The sequence below is a fragment of the Candidatus Peregrinibacteria bacterium genome (assembly GCA_030700255.1).
Lineage (GTDB): Bacteria > Patescibacteriota > Gracilibacteria > UBA1369 > JABINC01 > JABINC01.
Genome location: JAUYJN010000002.1, coordinates 1 through 16,167, shown reverse-complemented (window position 1 = coordinate 16,167; position 16,167 = coordinate 1). Strand labels below are relative to the sequence as shown.

General features: G+C 39.3%; 23 protein-coding genes. 4 read left to right on the top strand and 19 right to left on the bottom strand.

What is annotated here, in order from left to right:
* Nucleotides 1–62 precede the first annotated feature (62 nt).
* The 3 genes from Q8P68_00230 to Q8P68_00220 are packed head-to-tail and all read left to right on the top strand — an operon-like array spanning nucleotide 63 to nucleotide 2,517.
* Nucleotides 63–2,162 carry a polyribonucleotide nucleotidyltransferase gene (locus tag Q8P68_00230; protein MDP4007601.1) on the top strand — a complete coding sequence of 700 codons (2,100 nt, stop codon included), beginning with the start codon at nucleotides 63–65 and terminating at the stop codon, nucleotides 2,160–2,162.
* A 38-nt stretch (nucleotides 2,163–2,200) separates the two neighbouring features.
* Complete coding sequence (locus Q8P68_00225) at nucleotides 2,201–2,362, top strand: hypothetical protein (protein MDP4007600.1); 162 nt, start codon at nucleotides 2,201–2,203, stop codon at nucleotides 2,360–2,362.
* A 17-nt stretch (nucleotides 2,363–2,379) separates the two neighbouring features.
* On the top strand, nucleotides 2,380–2,517 hold the full coding sequence (locus tag Q8P68_00220) for a hypothetical protein (GenBank protein ID MDP4007599.1): 138 nt from the start codon (nucleotides 2,380–2,382) through the stop codon (nucleotides 2,515–2,517).
* Nucleotide 2,518: 1 nt separating this feature from the next.
* Here the strand turns inward: Q8P68_00220 and Q8P68_00215 are convergent, their stop codons facing one another.
* From Q8P68_00215 to Q8P68_00180, 8 genes are all read right to left on the bottom strand, one after another.
* Entirely contained in the window at nucleotides 2,519–2,680 is a 162-nt protein-coding gene (locus Q8P68_00215) for a hypothetical protein (GenBank protein ID MDP4007598.1), read from the bottom strand.
* A gap of 238 nt (nucleotides 2,681–2,918) precedes the next feature.
* On the bottom strand, nucleotides 2,919–3,176 hold the full coding sequence (locus Q8P68_00210; GenBank protein ID MDP4007597.1) for a hypothetical protein: 258 nt from the start codon (nucleotides 3,174–3,176) through the stop codon (nucleotides 2,919–2,921).
* Between the two features lie 76 nt (nucleotides 3,177–3,252).
* Nucleotides 3,253–3,774, bottom strand: a complete 522-nt coding sequence (locus Q8P68_00205) for an asparaginase domain-containing protein (protein ID MDP4007596.1) — start codon at nucleotides 3,772–3,774, stop codon at nucleotides 3,253–3,255.
* A 296-nt stretch (nucleotides 3,775–4,070) separates the two neighbouring features.
* Entirely contained in the window at nucleotides 4,071–4,424 is a 354-nt protein-coding gene (locus Q8P68_00200) for a hypothetical protein (GenBank protein ID MDP4007595.1), read from the bottom strand.
* A 184-nt stretch (nucleotides 4,425–4,608) separates the two neighbouring features.
* Nucleotides 4,609–4,884 carry a GNAT family N-acetyltransferase gene (locus Q8P68_00195; GenBank protein MDP4007594.1) on the bottom strand — a complete coding sequence of 92 codons (276 nt, stop codon included), beginning with the start codon at nucleotides 4,882–4,884 and terminating at the stop codon, nucleotides 4,609–4,611.
* Nucleotides 4,847–5,002 carry a hypothetical protein gene (locus tag Q8P68_00190; GenBank protein ID MDP4007593.1) on the bottom strand — a complete coding sequence of 52 codons (156 nt, stop codon included), beginning with the start codon at nucleotides 5,000–5,002 and terminating at the stop codon, nucleotides 4,847–4,849. Before Q8P68_00190 ends, Q8P68_00195 begins: the two co-directional genes overlap by 38 nt.
* A gap of 7 nt (nucleotides 5,003–5,009) precedes the next feature.
* Entirely contained in the window at nucleotides 5,010–5,837 is an 828-nt protein-coding gene (locus Q8P68_00185; GenBank protein MDP4007592.1) for a Bro-N domain-containing protein, read from the bottom strand.
* A gap of 85 nt (nucleotides 5,838–5,922) precedes the next feature.
* Complete coding sequence (locus Q8P68_00180) at nucleotides 5,923–6,321, bottom strand: hypothetical protein (GenBank protein ID MDP4007591.1); 399 nt, start codon at nucleotides 6,319–6,321, stop codon at nucleotides 5,923–5,925.
* An 88-nt stretch (nucleotides 6,322–6,409) separates the two neighbouring features.
* Between Q8P68_00180 and Q8P68_00175 the strand changes: the two genes are divergently transcribed.
* Complete coding sequence (locus Q8P68_00175) at nucleotides 6,410–7,081, top strand: hypothetical protein (GenBank protein ID MDP4007590.1); 672 nt, start codon at nucleotides 6,410–6,412, stop codon at nucleotides 7,079–7,081.
* Nucleotides 7,082–7,482: 401 nt separating this feature from the next.
* Here Q8P68_00175 and Q8P68_00170 read toward each other — a convergent pair whose 3' ends face one another.
* The 11 genes from Q8P68_00170 to Q8P68_00120 all read right to left on the bottom strand — a co-directional run bounded on the left by Q8P68_00170 (nucleotide 7,483) and on the right by Q8P68_00120 (nucleotide 15,950).
* Nucleotides 7,483–8,412, bottom strand: a complete 930-nt coding sequence (locus Q8P68_00170; protein MDP4007589.1) for an L-lactate dehydrogenase — start codon at nucleotides 8,410–8,412, stop codon at nucleotides 7,483–7,485.
* Between the two features lie 493 nt (nucleotides 8,413–8,905).
* Complete coding sequence (locus Q8P68_00165; protein ID MDP4007588.1) at nucleotides 8,906–9,370, bottom strand: hypothetical protein; 465 nt, start codon at nucleotides 9,368–9,370, stop codon at nucleotides 8,906–8,908.
* A 6-nt stretch (nucleotides 9,371–9,376) separates the two neighbouring features.
* The gene (locus Q8P68_00160; protein MDP4007587.1) at nucleotides 9,377–9,664 is read right to left on the bottom strand and encodes a hypothetical protein; all 288 of its coding nucleotides are present in this window, start codon (nucleotides 9,662–9,664) and stop codon (nucleotides 9,377–9,379) included.
* Nucleotides 9,665–9,703: 39 nt separating this feature from the next.
* A complete protein-coding gene (locus Q8P68_00155) occupies nucleotides 9,704–10,141 on the bottom strand; it encodes a hypothetical protein (protein MDP4007586.1) in 438 nt (145 codons plus the stop codon).
* Between the two features lie 12 nt (nucleotides 10,142–10,153).
* Entirely contained in the window at nucleotides 10,154–10,585 is a 432-nt protein-coding gene (locus tag Q8P68_00150; GenBank protein ID MDP4007585.1) for a hypothetical protein, read from the bottom strand.
* 9 nt (nucleotides 10,586–10,594) lie between these two features.
* Nucleotides 10,595–13,072, bottom strand: coding sequence for a heavy metal translocating P-type ATPase (locus tag Q8P68_00145; protein ID MDP4007584.1), 2,478 nt, complete (start codon nucleotides 13,070–13,072; stop codon nucleotides 10,595–10,597).
* A 26-nt stretch (nucleotides 13,073–13,098) separates the two neighbouring features.
* Entirely contained in the window at nucleotides 13,099–13,578 is a 480-nt protein-coding gene (locus Q8P68_00140; protein ID MDP4007583.1) for a hypothetical protein, read from the bottom strand.
* A 1-nt stretch (nucleotide 13,579) separates the two neighbouring features.
* Nucleotides 13,580–14,812 (bottom strand): cytochrome c biogenesis CcdA family protein, encoded by a 1,233-nt coding sequence (locus Q8P68_00135; GenBank protein ID MDP4007582.1) that lies wholly within the window; start codon nucleotides 14,810–14,812, stop codon nucleotides 13,580–13,582.
* Nucleotides 14,809–15,234, bottom strand: a complete 426-nt coding sequence (locus Q8P68_00130) for a DUF1573 domain-containing protein (protein MDP4007581.1) — start codon at nucleotides 15,232–15,234, stop codon at nucleotides 14,809–14,811. Before Q8P68_00130 ends, Q8P68_00135 begins: the two co-directional genes overlap by 4 nt.
* A gap of 9 nt (nucleotides 15,235–15,243) precedes the next feature.
* Complete coding sequence (locus Q8P68_00125) at nucleotides 15,244–15,513, bottom strand: metal-sensing transcriptional repressor (protein MDP4007580.1); 270 nt, start codon at nucleotides 15,511–15,513, stop codon at nucleotides 15,244–15,246.
* Between the two features lie 266 nt (nucleotides 15,514–15,779).
* Nucleotides 15,780–15,950, bottom strand: coding sequence for a hypothetical protein (locus Q8P68_00120; GenBank protein ID MDP4007579.1), 171 nt, complete (start codon nucleotides 15,948–15,950; stop codon nucleotides 15,780–15,782).
* Nucleotides 15,951–16,167: the final 217 nt, after the last annotated feature.

The window sequence follows — 16,167 nt, the reverse complement described above, 5'->3', positions numbered from 1 at the left end:
TCAATTAAAATTTATTACTCAGCGTTCGGTCGTCAAAGGGGTTAAGATAACCCACATAAAACATGGCAAAAAAACATGTACGGCTCGAAAGGGAATTCGCTGGAAAACCCCTTATTTTAGAAACAGGGAAACTTGCTAATATGGCAAGTGGATCTGTAACTATTACTCATGGAGACATGATGTGTCTCGTTACTACAACTATTGGAGAAGCGAGAGATGGTGCGGATTTCTTCCCACTTTCTGTAGATTTCCAAGACAAATTTTACGCATCAGGTAAAATCAAAGGATCTAGATTTATCAAACGTGAAGGGCGTCCACCTGAGAGTGCGATCCTAACTTCTCGTCTTATCGATAGACCTATGAGACCAATGTTTCCAAAAGGAATGAGAAATTCAGTTCAAGTTATCATAACAATGCTTTCAACTGATTCATCTTGTAACATGGGGCCTTTGTCTATGACTGGAGTATCTCTGGGATTTATGATGGGAGGTATGCCATTCGAAGGGCCGGTCAGCGGAGTTAGAGTAGGGCGAATCAACGGAAATTTAATCCTAAACCCAACTTATGCAGAAGTAGAAGAAGGTGATTTTGAAATTATCGTTGCTGGTACGCCTGACTCAATAACTATGGTTGAATCGGGAGCGAAGCAAGTTTCTTCAGATGATATGCTTGCAGGTTTGGAATTTGCACATACTCATATTAAAGCACTTTGTGAAATTCAAAAAGAATTCATGGCGCAGTATGGAGAAGTAACTCCATGTAAATTTACTTCATACGAAATACCGGAAGATATCAAGTCAGAAGTCACAGGTGTTATTAGCGCAGATATGATACAAACTTTATATGTAGCAGGTAAAAAAGAATTCGCACATGCAAAAGAGGCGATTCAAGATACTATTCTAGAAAAATTCACTTCAAATATGGAGCGAGCCGATGCGCCTTGGTCAAAAGGAGACATAAAAGAGGCTATCGATTACGTGATAAAATCAGAAATGCGAAAAGAAATACTAGCTACGGGACGTCGTTTAGACGGACGTGGACTTATTGACGTACGTACAGTTTCTGCAGAGGTTGGACTACTTCCTCGTGCACATGGATCAGGACTTTTCAATCGTGGAGCAACTCAAGCACTTACAATAGCAACCCTTGGTGGCCCATCTGATGCACAGACAATTGATGAAATGGATTTCGAAACTGAAAAATCATACATCCATTACTACACATTCGCACCATTCTCAGTTGGAGAAGCATACCCACTTCGTTCAGCAGGACGTCGTGAAATCGGACATGGTATGCTCGCAGAGCGAGCACTTGCCCCGGTTCTTCCGGCAAAAGAAGACTTCCCATACACAATGTTACTTGTTTCAGAGACTTTAACTTGTAATGGATCAAGCTCAATGGCTGCAGTTTGTGGTTCAACTCTTGCACTTATGGATGCCGGTGTGCCTATCAAGGCTCCGGTTGTTGGTATTGCAATGGGACTTATAATCAACGAAGAAACAGGAGTATACAAAGTTTTATCTGACATCCAGGCGCAGGAAGATTTCCTCGGAGATATGGATTTCAAAGTTGCAGGTACAGGTCACGGGATCACAGCTCTTCAACTTGATACAAAAGTAAAAGGACTCAAGATGTCGCTTCTTAAGGAAGCACTGGAACAAGCAAAGACAGGTCAAGCATACATCTGGGGCGAAATGGAAAAATCAATCGCCGCTCCAAGACCGGAACTTAACAAATACGCACCACTTATCATATCAATGCAAATCGACCCGGATGATATCGGTAAAGTTATCGGTAAGGGTGGAGAAACTATCCAAGGTATGACAAAAGAATTCAATGTTGATATCAATATAAACGATGACGGTACAGTAGTAATCACGTCTCCGGATCAAGTAAGCGGAGCCGCAGTGAAGAAAAAGATCGAACAAATCACTTACAAACCAAAAGTCGGAGACGAATTCGAAGGTAAAGTTGTCCGCATCATGGACTTTGGAGCATTCGTACAAATCCTACCTGGACTTGATGGACTAGTTCACATCTCAAAACTCTCAAAAGACCGCGTAGAGCGAGTTGAAGACGTAGTCAAACTCGGCGACATGATCAAAGTAAAACTAAACGCCATCGACGACCAAGGACGTTACAATCTCCAAAAGATGGACTAGTACTAGCGATTGTTCTGTATTAATTAATTCTAAGTACAATGATAGAAGCTATACAAACACTTAAAGCCGGGACATTGTCTGATGTTGAAGCCTTTCTTGCATCTGTATTGGCTAGTGCCCATAAAGAAATGGAACAGCACGGCACTTCTTCTACAGCTATTTTAGAATATTCGGACATTACTTGTTATCTGTCAGTTTGATATCTGAAGAAAAACCATTGCCAGAATACCCATTGGATGGAAAGTCAGTTGAAGAATTATTAACTATTTTCCGTGAAAAGCTTGCAGACCCTGAAAATGCAGGTCATAAAGATAGGAGTTTTTGGCAAAGTTTTGTTGATCGAAATGGATCTTAATTTAAGAAGTTCTCATGCGAGGCTGTCCATTATAAGGATCAATCAGATGGTCCCATATAAATTTACCATTCATGTCTTGACCTTCCATTACAACGACAGGACTACCATTTTGCCCATACATTTTGAATTGTACTTGCCCATCAGTGAAGTTTCGAATGTTCATGAATGCACATCTTCAATGTCTTCATTCTCTACACCGTGAAAAACACCTAACGTTCCAGAATATGCGATGTTTGCTGGTGATATAATAGCGAACGAAGTGAGTCATCACCAGCAAATATGGGTGTAGTGACTGCAAGGAGCGAAACCGCATATTCTGTGTTAGCCGATGTTTTCAAAAAATCCTCCTTAATTTTAAGAAAGGAATGGGCGTACTTTGTTGAATTTGAAATTTTGCGCTCTTATTGCAAGCTAGCAAACGCTTCTTGTACTACTTTGCTTACAACGACTCTTACCGTTGCAACGTCTTGAGTAGCAATGCGCGAATACACTGTAGCTGGTTGTGTAAGCTGATTGTATGGTATGTCGCAAACTTGTTTTAAGGCGCTGCCATAAATACCTCTGTCGATAAGCGTTTGCTTTCGGTGCCAATTATCACCAGCTGTTACTTTATCTAGTTCTTGGTCAATGAGATCATTTGTGCGTATTTCTTCTTGCATGTTGTAATGATTAAGGTCGACTATAATGAGGCATTGCGTATTTATGTCAAGCGCAAAATTTCAAATTATAAAGAAGCTACTTGTTGAATATTGAAGCAAATCTTGCTTCACTCATAACTTTCATTACTTCTTCGGGCGAAAAAACTTTCCCGTTAATGGCGACATAAACGCCCAGTTCAAGTTCTTCCAGTTTAGCAACGGCGTAACCAAGATTGAAAGGTCCATCAGACGGCGCAAAACCTTGAATTGGAATTGCCGAGGCAGTAAGGACAATGGTTTGATCGTCTCGTTTCAGATTGGCTTTTAGAAAACGTGCGGTATCTGGCATTGTGTAAGTTCCATGAGTAACGATAATTTTATTATGCGGACTTTCTTCAATAGTTTTGAGCACGTTTTCTAAATCATCACGCTTGAGTTCACGGCTGTCCTTCATACAAATAGTTGTAAATTCAGCATCGTGATAAAGTTTAAGACTTTCGATGAAAGACGGAATGACTGATTCTATATTGGGGACAGCCGTGTCCTTACTGCCGTCATAATGAGAATCAATGGTTCCGCCGGTGATAATAAAGTGGATTGTGAAAGTTTTTTCGCCCATAGTTTTATGTTTAGTAGCTTCTTTATAAAGTTATTGTCTTAGTTGAGTATAGCCCATTCCTTGCATTATTAAAGAGGGGATTTTTTGAAAATTTCGGCTAACTCGCTTTTAGGCGAAGTATTTTAATAAAGTTCTTCTTTTTTGTACATTTTTTTGTGGTTGTGGGCAAGCTGTTTATGTTTCATAAAAAATAAAAGCGAGTTGTGTGAGTAAGCAACTGCTGTTGAAGCAATTAGGCGTGAGCTTGAGCAGACGGATTATAGACTTCCAACTTAGTTATGATTTTAACCTTTATATTAGAGTTGTGCCAAAGCCGCAAACACTTTTTTTGCCGTCGATTGTAATTCTATTACCAGTCGTCCTAACTCACTGCTTGGATTGGGCTCTGCGTTCCATGCTCCTCTGGCCCCTCCTAAGTCAGTCTCTTTTGCTAATTGTAAAAGTGCTTCTAGTCTTGTTTCTCCAATAATATCTGCAACAGGACCTGTATCAATTGTAAGAAGTCGTTTATTTATTTCGTCAGCCGTTACACCTTGAGGATTTAGTTCGGTATCTCGAGCCAACTCCGACAAAACCTTTGTTCGAGCAGGTGCTGGAATACTGGCAACGACCCTTGTTAATTCATTCAATGTGTTCTCTGCTGTAGCCATAAATAGTTTGTTTATAACAAGAATACTATAACACATAATCGCCACGGTAGTCAATACGCCTTGACTTATTATAATCTCGCGTCATACATAAGATTTGTGCACGTGCACAGATTTAGGGTCGTTTAGTGGCTCAGGTGAGCCATCCCCATTTTTAATCCTATTGTTTTCTCATCAAAATCATTCGTTACGGGAGTTTCTTAATCATAGTTATTAATCTGTTTTGGTATCCGGATTTCTTGTAAAAATCATGTGCTTTTACATTTGGTTCAAACACATCAACGAAAATAACATCACATTTTTGTGATTGGAAATATTTTTCAGCTTTATCCATAAGTAGTTTGCCTATGTTTTTCCCACGGTGTTTTTCATTTACAATTAATTCAATAACTCTTGCTTGTTTTGTAGGAATACACTCTATTTCATCATTTTTCGTATATTTTTCGATAACTCCAGCGACCATATTGTGGTAGTCGTCTCCTTCTTTTCAATGGATCAATCTGAACCAAATAATCTTGTAAGTCCTCCATAAACTTAACAAGAATTTCTTTCTCTCCCTGATATTCAACGATTTTTATCATATTTGAATTATTTGAGTTTTTTCTTTACTTGTTTATCTGGTAAAAAATTCTTTTTGGAAACAATAGGGCGCCCGATTTCCTTCTCTAGTTGTTCTTTTGCAATACCGGCGATTCTCCCGCCTCTTTTTGCATCATGTTTGAGTTTTGGCATGCCTTTGGAGTTTTCAGTTTTATGAATTTCTGTGGTCGATCGTTCGCCAAGCATTGTGAAAATCAGTTCGAAATCATCCATGTGATCCCGCAAATTTTCTCGTTTTAATCCTTTTATATTTTTATATTCGTTTGGAGTAATTCCAAAAGTTGCTTTAGAGATATCAGCCGTTAGGATCTCATAATCTTTTTGTTCTATGACTCCACGGTTTTGCCATTCATCTGTTAATTCTTCGCGAATCGCAATTCCGCGCATTCTTTTCTCAATCCAATCGTCAGGATACCCTTTTAGCTTATAAAGCATTCTTGTGCGTTTTGTTGCTAGTTCGGGATTTTCTATTTCTTGTACTCGTTCAAATCCTACTTTTGCCAGCCAACGCTTAAATGGCTCGGCTTTTTTGGATGGAATAGATTGAATAATGCGAAAAACCCCTTCTGTATCAGCACAATCGGTTTCTCGCATTTTGCCGTCTTCTGCTTGTAATTTCAACTGTCGACAAATTGTCGACAGTTCGAATCCATCTTCATCCTTTACTCGAATTTTCATTCTATACCAGTAATCTCGAGGATTTAAACTGTTCGTTAATGCCGCAACGACATCTACAACTGAAAACCACCATTCGTTTTGGAATAGTGTTTTTCTAATTTTTTTACCTTTAAATAATGCTATTTTTGTAGTTTCCATGGTATTTGAATTATTCATATGTATTTTGGCATATCTATGTGAGAAAGCCAATTATAAAAAAAGTTTGATTTAATCATATATGAGTCTAATCCGGAATCGGCAAAAAGCTGAATCTCATTCGGAGGCGTTCATGAAGAGAGTCGAGAGCGTCCGGGTCAGTGATTTCGTATTGGTGGTGGTCGCAGCGGAGGGCGGCGGAGCCGCCCATAAAGTCGAGGCTGTTATTTTCGTCGTGGAAGACGGTATAGAAATCAGAGCGAAATGAGCCTTGGATTGCAGAAGAGGGGCAGTAGACTTTGAATCCATCTTCATCATAGTCAAATTCGCATTCAGGATTATCAGCTGCGTCTACTATGTCGATGACGTCATCGAGGTTGCGGTCAAGGCAGCGGGTGTCTGTATAGCTTGTGGAAGATTGCGGGGCGCAGGCGGCGAGCGTTAGCGAGCCGAGCATGACTCCTATAGTTGTTTTGGTATTTTTCATGGTAGTATAGTTAAGTAATAAAAAAAAACCGCCAAGACTCTAGCAAACGAACTTAAAAATATTTTAAAATCCTAAGACAATTTTTTTTATGAATTTTTTAAGAGAATTTTATCAACCCATAATCACACTCGTATTTGGGACGATTGGGATCATATTAATTATGTGGGGTAGTAATATTTACGGAAAGGTTAAGTTAGCCAAAGGTAAAAACACGCTTATCAAAAAAGCATCAAAGAGGATTCTAATAGGAAATACCGCGATGGCTTTGACGGCACTTATGGCGATGAATCCGAGATTTCTTTATCCGGAAATTGCGACCGTGCTTACAGCGCTTCGACCTTTCCTTGAAAGTCGATCTAGTTTTTGTGAAAAGTTTTTTACAAAAATAAAAGCTGAATTGTTATTTGTAATAATCGCCCTTGTGATAGGGGGGTATGTCATGCTCTATCATGTTGACTATAATATTGGCTGGTGGCAAATCTGCGCTCCCCTTGGGCTAACTTTGCTTGCGATAGGATTTAGTATTGGTAGCGAACAGAACTTACAGAAAATCTTTAGAATTTTGATGATGGCAGGTGGTAGTTTTCTAACAGTTGGTTCAGCATACGAAACATATTTTTCAACTGATCTTACAGGTCAGATTATGGGGTTGGCATTCTTTACTTTAAATTTTATTTTTACGATCAACGAAATAAAAGAATGCATAAAAAAATTCCTGAGACTTTCCCCCACCGATCCGAACGCAGACACATTTTATTAGAATGTCATGATAATATACTTTCATATATTACTTCGGTGAAACTCGCATCACTGTGAGCAACACACCTGTGCTTCACTCTTACTATATAACACTTAGACCCGTTATACAGAGAACGAAGTGAACAAATAAATTTTGGGAAACTTATAAGTACAGTTCTTATACGGCGGAAAGAAAGCTCAGGAAGAATTTGGAGGCAAGCAACCGATTATAGAGGTGCAACCTTCTATACTGATTAAAGTAGAAAAGATCAAACCAAATAGTTACTTAAACCCCCAAATTCTTCCGGAGATTTCGATTCTTTTTGTAAATGATCAGGGTGAAAACTTTCTTCTTTTTTCTTAGTCTTCACATAAGTATACAATATGCTTTCCTGAATGTCAAATGTATTTTTCAATAGAATACTATTTCTTCAAATAACCTTTCAAGGTATCCACAGATTTCTTGAGTAGTTTTTTCTCTTTGGCATCCAATGGGATTACGATTTGTCTTTCGATACCATTGCGCCCAAGCACGCATGGTACACTCAAGCACACATCTTTGTGCCCGTAATATCCTTCGAGCAAAGTTGAGAGTGGGAATACCTCATGGCTGTTTTCAAATATAGCCTTCATGATTTGCAGTACTGCAGTTGAGATAGAGTAACAAGTGTATCCTTGGTCATGGATTATTCTGTATGCAGCTTCCTTCGTGTCTTTGTAACATTGATCTGCAACTTTTTTTGTAAATCCTTTTATATCTTTCAAAGGTCGGCCACCAACATCAGCACATGAAAATGCAGGGAAAGAAGTATCGCCATGTTCGCCGAGTACATACGAATCTATATTTCGCGGATTGATTTTAAGTTTCTCTGAAATATGAAATTGCAATCGTGCTGTGTCGAGTAGGGTACCTGATCCAATCACGCGTTCCTTTGGGAATCCTGATAGTTTAATAGCCTCATACGTCAGCACATCCACGGGATTTGAAACGATTAACAATATCGCATTCGGTGCAGATGCGGCAATTTTTGGAATAATATTTTGAAAAATCGACCGATTTTTTGCAATTAGATCAAGTCTAGTTTCACCTTCTTTTTGCCGAGCTCCCGCCGTAATCACTATAAGTGAAGAACCTTTGCAGGCCTTCATATCACCTGAAGATTCGAGTTTGGTATATGGAGTGAACGAGAGCGAATGCTCCAAATCCAGTAATACACCGTGCGCCTTATCCGGGTTTATATCAATCAAAGTCAGATCCGTGGGAGTTCCATCGAGCAGCATAGCGTACGCCATAGTTGCACCAACATTCCCACATCCGATAATCGAAACTTTGAATGAATCTCTACACCTCATATAAAAAACCTAAATAATACTTAGCTGTATCGTAGCATATTTATCTAAATTTATCCAATTTAATCCGGCGGCACGTGCACACTTTTTGTACGCTTTCCCGTACGACTTTCTCACCATGCTCCACCCTTTTACAACAATCCTCGACTTTCCTATCCGCCTCCGCTACAAAATTTTCCCCGGGGAAAAAGTGGTCGAACTGGGCTTGTGTAAGCCGTTTCAATATTTCCTTGTTAAATTGTACCTCCATTTTACGCTTCAAGTTTTATGCATCACGCATCATGCATCATGCATCACGCCGTCAAGCTTGATTTTCATCTGCGCGCATGACCCCAACATTTTTAAGCATGCGAACCGGAGGCCTCCGTCACGCCATGCCAAAGTCTGCCCGGGCAGACTTTTTGGCTCACTTCGTGGCTCAAACAAGCCATTTTGATTTCAAAAAAGTGGGGGGATAAGGCGAAGTTTCGGCATGCGGACTTAAGGTGCGGGAATGCTACTTCGATATGCGCAATAGCTTCATCTCAAAAATCTTTATAGAAAGAATTGGGATAAAAACCATCTGTAGTACAGGGGTTAGTCCAACATGTATAATAGGAATAATCGGCATAGCTCCATATATCCAGCGAAAATCTATATACACAGCCCAGAGCTCAAATAAAACGGCAAGCAAAATTCCTACAGCAATCGCAGCTATCCATGTGTATGGATTTTTGTATGCCTTTTTCGAGAAAATCCACCAGAAATTTTTGTTTATAAGTGCGAGAACAATATAAATTATTAACGTAAAAATCATATCTCCCGTTGCCGTGGCAAAGAAACAAGGAGGGAAATGTTGCCAAAAAGATTCATGCCCTACGAACAAAGGGGCTTGTGCATTCTCCCAAATCAGATGCAATAAAAAATTGATCCCGAAAAAACCGATTAAGCCCCGGATTTTTGCCGAAAGAATTTTTGCCATGTGTGATTATTTACAACATCCACTTTTTTCGCCATTACAACAAGTCATATTGTGAAGTAAGACATATAGTCCGGCTCCGACCCATCCATATACTACACTTAGGACAAGTCCGAGGAAGAAGCTACCTGCAGATATCCATACAAATCCCGGATAAGCGAGGGCTAAAAGTTGTCCGTGCAAGGTCATAAGTTCAGGGTCATTGATAAAAAGAAATCCCCAAGCGATACAGATCAAGTACAGAGCCGCGAAGAAAAGACTTACAGTCCAGCCTACTTTTGAAAAGTTTTTTACCATAATATTAATGGTTAAGAATTATTTTCGATCTAGAAAAGATTATTTTTCACAACAACTATGCAATTTTTTGTATTGTTTCCACATATATGCAATTCCGCCCAGTACAAACAGTATGCTGATGCCAAATACATAGTTCTGGTATGTGGCGAAAAATACAGCAGCTCCGCTGAGGCCTAGGATAGGGAGGAATAGTACTAGATTATGCATGCAACATGCGAGCATGGCTCCTGAAGATACTCCGCCTGAGGCAGCGATGACTCCTTTGCCTTTGCCGGATTTGAGATGTATTGCGCGGAAAAGCCCCATCTGAATTCCAAATCCTATGACGAGTGGTGCGATGAAGTACCATTTGTCTATACTGAAATCTATCGGTGCCATCCAGTCCTGCATTCCAAGTACTTGTAGCAAATAAAATATGATGGCAATACCGATACTGCCTGCGATTCCCCATAAGATTGATGATTTAGTGTGTGCCATATATAGAAATATTTAAAGTTCGAAAGTAAATGTAATTTCTTCATTTAGGCCGAGAACCAGTTTACCCTTTGCCTCTGCGGGGAAGCGTATTTCAGCTTCAACATGATGTCCTCCCATTTGTGTATCTCCAATAATGTAATCGGTAGGTGAAACGCCATTCAGACTTGAGAGCCCAATAACATCCATAGAAGTTATATCGTAGACATGATTGCTAAATGTTACATCCAAAGCCATATTTGTCCCATCGGTACGTATGTTTGTGATAGTAGTTTCGACTCCTTCTTTTGTATCCGTTAGGCTTTGTACCGGCTCAATGTTTTCTTTTACAATTGGGGGTTCTGTTTTCTCAGGAATGTTTTTAACTTCTGACGGCTGTTCTGATCCGCAACTTGATAAGATTAAGAGAATTGTAAGAGCGAGAAAACTGATTATATATTTTTTCATATGAGTGTTTTACTTAATAAATTTAGTTTTCTTGAGTCTTAATGAATTGCTGACAACGCTGATGCTTGAGAAGGCCATTGCGGCTGAGGCGAGAATAGGGGAGAGCAGGATTTCGAAAAATGGATAGAGCACTCCTGCGGCGATAGGTATTCCGAGTCCATTGTAGATAAATGCCCAGAAAAGATTTTGTTTGATAGTGCGCATAGTTGTTTTGGAAAGCTGAATAGCGACTAGAACTTTGCTTATATCTCCCCCAAGGAGTGTGACTCCGGCGGATTCGATTGCAACATCTGTACCGGTTCCCATGGCGATACCGACATGCGCCTGCGCAAGAGATGGCGCATCATTTATTCCATCTCCAACCATTGCAACCATCTTCCCTTCAGCTTGTAGATCTTTGATTTTGTTTACTTTGTCCCCAGGTAGTACCTCTGCAAATACTCGATCTATTCCTGCTTTTCTCGCTATCGCTTCTGCAGTTTTTTTGTTATCTCCGGTAAGCATAGCAACCTCCAGACCGAGCTTGTGAAGAGCTTTAATTACATCGACAGAGCTTTCTTTCAAAGTATCCGCAATAGCGATCATACCGATATATGTAGTACCTTGCGCAACATGTATTACAGTATTCCCTTCATTTTCAAGTTTTTCTATTTCAGCGCTGAGAGACGAAGAGTCCACTTTTTGTTCTTCCATAAGACGTCGAGATCCGAGGTAAAAAGTTTTGCCATCTATAGAGGCGGTTATACCTTTACCTTCGATCGCATTGAATCCCGCAATGTTTTTTGGCTTTAGCTTTTCTTTTTTTGCTTCTTCAATTATTGCGAGTGCAAGTGAATGTTCTGATTTTTGCTCAAGCCCGTATGCGACTTCGAGTAAGTTGTTTTTTGACATCCCATTTGCCGGAACAACTGAAGTCACGACAGGTTTACCTTCTGTCAAAGTCCCTGTTTTATCAAATACAATTGAAGTAACTTTATGAAGAATTTCGAGACTCTCTGCGTTTTTTATAAGTATTCCGTTCTCGGCACCGAGCCCTGTCCCAACCATAATTGCTGTCGGAGTTGCGAGTCCAAGAGCGCACGGGCATGCGATTATAAGTACCGCTACAAAATTCACGAGAGCAAAATTAAATGCAGGAGACTGCCCGACAATCATCCAAACTATAAATGTAATAATCGCAATCAATATAACTATGGGCACAAATATAGAAGAAATATAATCCGCTAATCTTTGAATTGGAGCCTTCGACCCTTGAGCCTCTTCAACCATTTTTATGATTTGCGCAAGTATCGTATCTTTGCCGACTTTGAGCGCTTTGAAATTAAATGATCCTGTTTTATTCATAGTTGCGCCATATACTTTGTCACCATCTTTTTTTGAAACCGGCATACTCTCACCCGTAAGCATAGATTCATCCACGCTAGAATGTCCTTCAACGACGACTCCATCAACAGGGATTTTCTCACCGGGTTTTACAATGATAATATCTCCTTCTTTTACGTCACGAATATCGACCAAGACTTCATTTCCATCTCTGAGTAGAAGTGCTTGCTTCGCCTGCATTCCGATAAGTTTCTTAATCGCATCGGAAGTTCCGGCCTTTGCTTTTTCCTCCAAATATCTGCCAAGTAATATAAGAGCGATAATGATCGCTCCAACTTCAAAATACACTTCAGGTTCCATACCCGAATCTGTGAAAAATTTAGGATAAAATGTCGCAAACGTAGAGACGATCCACGCACTTCCCGTACCGACTGCAATCAGAGTGTTCATATCTGTTGTCTTGTGCTTGAGCGCAGCGAAAGCACCTTTGAAGAATCCGCTCCCACTCCAGAAGATGACCGGAGTTGCAAATAAGAACTGCATTATCAAGTTAACTCTCATAGGTATGATTTTATCTATTGCCTCATTTAGACTGGGAATAAAATGTGCCATAGCCATCCCCAAAGGCGGTATCGCAAATACAATTGCAAATATCATCCTGTTTTTTAGTTTCCTCAAATGCTCCTTCATAGCTTCTTGATGTGTGTCATGAGCCTCCTTGTCTTTAATAATTCCTTCATAACCGAGATCATCTATGACCTTTTTAAGTGCTACCGGATTAACAACAGAACTATCGAATTCCACTTCAGCTTTTTGATTCGCAAAATTTGTTATGGCACTGACAACCCCTGTTGTATCAAGTAGTCCTTTTTTCACAACTCCGGCACAATGATCCGAGCCCATTCCGAGAACTTGAAATTCAACTTTCTGTATTTTTTGCCCACCGATTTGCGCTTCTTGCTCGAGTTCATAATTACCAACTTCTTTTACGGCATTTTGCAAAATTTCAAATGAAACTTCCGCATCAGTAAACTCGATGGTCGCTTTGTTTGCAGCGAAATTTACAACAGCAGAAGTAATCCCATCTATTGTAGAAAGAGCTTTTTCTATCTTGCCGGCGCATGAAGCGCAGGACATGCCGGTTACAAAGTAAGTTTTTTTCATGACCTAATAATTAAATTTTAAAATTTCTAACAACAATCATCCAATTTTTCGAGCAGTGATTTTTTCACTTCTTTATTGCTATTAACAACTTCTTCATGGGTAATTTTCTGGAAAAACACAGTTGGTATGAGTATTGAAAATAGCATAACAAATAATAGGAAAATAAGCGAATCCCAATTCTGTTCAAATAGTAAGTATATGCCATAAAACCCACCTATGATTATCACAAGCCTCACAAACCAAAAATTACGAATCTTTTTCTCCTTATATAGGTCTTCAGATTTGTACATTATTCCGGTGATGCTCATTCCCATAAGAATGCCAATCGTCACTATCGAAACTTCAAAACCATAGAACCACATTGTGAGAAGTGCTATCCAAGTAAGGTTAACAGAGATACATATTGCACAAATATTAAATGGCAACCTTATATAAGGTTTCAAAAGTGCCACAATGAAATAAAGTACAGGTATTGAAATTAATGGTAATAAATCCAAATTATTCATATTAAACAAAAAATAAAAGAATAATAGCTCCGACGGCAATCATAGTTAGGCCAACTATAATTTTTTCTTTAGAGGCCTCTTTGCGTTCCCATTTTTGGAGACGCTCTGTGGTTTTCGGATTGCCGGCGAGGGCAAGCATGATAAGGAGCGGGCTAATAAATATAATGTTGTACCAGAACATCCATGCGATTCCGGCTCCATATGTTTGTGAAATAGAGAGCATGCTTATGATCGCAACGTAGATCCCACCGGAGCATGGGAAAGTACATAGTCCAACGATAAATCCTCCGATAAATGCAGCTGGTATGGTTGCCTTGAATATCCATTTTTCAACAGTTGCTTTTGTATTTACAGGGATGCGGAGCTTGATAGGGAATGAAGGGAATACAATTCCAAGGAGCTGTATCACTCCAAGTGAAATCACCAGATAGGCTCCGACATATGCCATTAAGTGTGGTGCTCCACTTATCACAATAGCTTGAGCGATCCCAAGTCCTATTAAGAGATAAGCCAGATAAATTCCAAAAACATAAGTCAGCCCCATCTTCCAAATACTCCCCCGAGTCTTTTTGATTGAAAATAAAAATGCTATAAAAAATAAAAGCACGGCAAATGCACATGGGTTGAGTCCATCCAAGAACGCCGCCCCTGAGATCAATGCGAATAAAGATAAAAACCCTCTATCTTGATTTATAGTGACTTCTTCATCATGACTATGCATCTTACGCCACTGCAAATAAGTCGTAATCGGTTCATCTATAGGATATGTCTTTATCTCGCCTTTGAAATCCCAGACTTTATATTCAGTTTCTTCTCCATGCATTTTGTCTTGATAAACAAGCAGCTTATCGTATTTAGATGGATTTTCCAGAAGATATCTCATTATGCTTTCAGGTACATGCCCTCCTATAAGTAGGTTGCGACTTACGAACGCTTCTATATGACTTTGGAGCTCAAAAGGCACATTCCAATCTTCATTAAACTTATGGAGCTCCGCCCGATTACTCCTCTCATTTATATAATCCTTCATTGTTAACGTATACCCATATTCTTCAAAAAAACCAGGATAAAATTCTTTTACAAGCTCTCCACAATCCTGACATGCTTCATTGAAAAACACAGTTACTGTATCGAGCGCTATATCTTTTGTCGCAAAGGCGCTATTTGAAAAACTACCAAATATTGCAGCGAAAATAACCAAACTTAATACTGATTTTTTTAAAAGGTTTTTCATATGACGTTTCCGGTTAATTCTATTTCAATCTCAGGTCTGACCGAATCGGATGTTTGTAAATAAATGATGCGAATGACTGGGCCTGTCAAATCAGGGTGCGTCATCGGATCAAAAGTAACTACCATTTCACGACTCTCACCGGGCGCAAGGTCTGACATATCCATCTCAGCCGTAGTGCAGCCACAGCTGGTAGATAATCGATTCATATTAAGTATTTCTTCCCCCACATTTTCAACAATCACAGTAGTCGAGACTTCCCCTTGAGTTCTATCTATTTCACCAAAATCAAATATAGAGGGCATAATTTCAATATTACCGGATTCTGATATTATATCAGTAGTTTTAGTTGTATTTTCGGCACTACACCCGACAAATACGAATAATGATAATATAATTGTAAATAAAAGTATGTATTTTTTCACTTTTTCAAATTAAGTTTTATCAACTATACGAAGTATCTCTTTGATTAATTGTTCTTGCTTTTTATTATCACTGCTCGCCATTCCTTTTTTGAAGCAGGTATTAAGATGGTTCTCCAATAATGTTTGATTTGCAGATTTGATAAATCCTATAGTGGCGAGGCTTTGTTGCAAAATATCCATACAATAATCGCCATTTTCTATCATTTTAATAACTTTTTGCAGCATCCCGGCACCTTTCTTTAATTGTTTTAAAGATTTTTCTTGTAACGAGTGTTCCATATATGATATAAATTTAAAAATATAAACCATAACCTATGGTATAGGTTGACGGTTGGGTTGTCAATATTTTTTTAAATCACTTTAACCATTATTACAAATCGTTAATGTGAAACTTTATGGTTCTTTAAACTTTATGGGCAAAAATTTCAGTGATGAGTGATGGACAGCATATCCTCCTAAATTTCTTACTCAACGGTGGAACCTTCAGCCCAATTTTCTGGAATGTCCCTTCGTTTTATATACTGTGTGCGCTTGCCTTCTCAATTTCATACTCCAATTCTACACCACAAAGATTCCGGAACAAGCTCATCCCCCCCCGCGTCACCTTTTCCTTTTAACGTACCCTTCCCCTTTGACTCACCTCTCCCCCGCGTCACCTTTTCCAACCATTTCCCCGCCACCTCGACCTCTACTTCGCCTACTTTCCCGAACCGCATCGGTGAGTGCGCCATAATGATTCACCAAAAGTTCTGCCCCATCAATCCCCTCAGCAGGTGAGCACGTGCGTACCACGCAACATTTCCATTCTCGCGCAACTCGAAATGGTGATTTTTGGCTTATTACTCATGTTTTTTGCCTATTTTTGTCTGGCAATTTTGACGGATTTTTGTTAATATTTTCTTCTAATAATCCTTAAATATAAAAGATATGTAC